The organism is Terriglobus sp. YAF25 (genome assembly GCF_052113305.1).
Taxonomy (GTDB): domain Bacteria; phylum Acidobacteriota; class Terriglobia; order Terriglobales; family Acidobacteriaceae; genus Terriglobus.
On sequence record NZ_JBFRCY010000896.1, the window covers coordinates 1 to 1572 of the forward strand.

General features: G+C 57.0%; 1 protein-coding gene. It reads left to right on the top strand.

All coding sequences use genetic code 11. The features are described 5' to 3' along the window. Positions 1–1157: glycoside hydrolase family 2 TIM barrel-domain containing protein (locus AB4043_RS24955; protein WP_442308454.1), on the top strand; the 1157-nt coding region annotated here is incomplete at its 5' end. Positions 1158–1572 lie beyond the last annotated feature (415 nt).

Here is a 1572-nt window from a genome sequence, read left to right on the forward strand (position 1 = left end):
GTGTGAAGGTCGACGCCGATCCTGATTTGAAGACAGGTGTGGCCACCATCACTGTCCGGGCAACCTTGCACAACGCCGGCGAGCGGGCGGCATCCGCGACCGTCAAGGGAGAAGTTGCCGGCCTGACTGCGGGCTTCCGCTCTGTGAGCGTGCCTGCGAATGGCGATGCCAGTGTCACGTGGAAGGGAACGCTCAACAGCGCTCATCTATGGAGCGTGCGCGATCCGTTCCTCTATGACGCGAAGCTGCAGGTAGCCGATGATGAGTTCACTGCACATGTCGGCGTCCGGAAGATTCAGGTCAGCGGGACGCGCCTTTTGTTGAATGGAAACCCGGTGCATTTGAACGGCGCCAACCGTGTCTCGGAAGACATGAAGGAAGGCCTCCGCGAATCGGATGCGATTGTGGAGCGTGACCTGAGCGATATGCTGGCGGACAACATGCGCATGATGCGTATCGCACACTATCCGCAGACACAGGCGGTGCTCGACTTTGCGGACCGTCATGGCATGCTGTTGATCCCTGAGGCAGGGAACTGGAACTTCAGTGCATGGCAGATGGCGGACGCCGGCATCCGTGCGCGTTGGAAGCAGCAGATGCAGGAGATGATGGAGCAGGACTGGAACCATCCCTCGGTCATCGCCTGGAGCGTCGGAAACGAGTATGAGTCATACACACAGGAAGGGCGTGACTGGACCCGCGACATGCGCGCCTTCACACTAGGCCTGGATGCAACACGTTTGATCACCTTCGCTTCGCGCTACACCGGGGATGCTGCGGTGAAGACCGGCGCCGATGAGGCAAGCCAGTACTGCGACTTTGTCTCCATCAATGTTTATGGCGACTACGCCAGACGCTTCGATCGCGCCCATGAGCTGTTTCCCGACAAGCCCATCTTCGTGACGGAGTTCGGCAAGATGGGCGAGCCAGGTCTTCACGATCCACAGCGCATTGCGGATATTACCGAGGCGATGACGGCAGTGAAGCAGCGGCCCTACATGATTGGCGCGTCGCTATGGACCTGGAACGACTATCGGTCGTTCATCCGCGGCACACCGGCTGATGGCATTCGCCGATGGGGTGTGGTGAATACTGAGCGGGAACGGCGCGATAGCTGGAAGGTCGTGCAAAAGCTCTTCGAGACGGAACTGCCGTAAGAGAGCAATCCGTCTTTTGTTGTCATCCTGAGCGAAGCGAAGGACCTGCTTCGCCCATGCCCCCTTAGGGATGTGGGCATTCGAGCGAAGCTCGAATCGGTGGGAGCCGTGGGCTTTCAGCCCACGGTCTATTAGCTCAATATAGAAATGGGCTTTAGCCCTGGGCCTTTTCCAATCGAGATGGAAGAGGCCCAGGGCTRAAGAGTCTGTGTGAGTGAGGGATCTTCTCTTTGTTGAGTGGGCCTTAGTTGCTGGATTTCTTTGTGGCGTCTGGAAGGAGTTGTTTTATCGGGTTTTCTGCGGGACATTTTCTTTGTTGTATCGGAAGGAGTTGTTTTATCGGGTTTTCTGCGGGACATTTTCTTTGTTGTATCGGAAGGAGTTGTTTTAGCGGGGCTTCGTCAGGATGTAGATG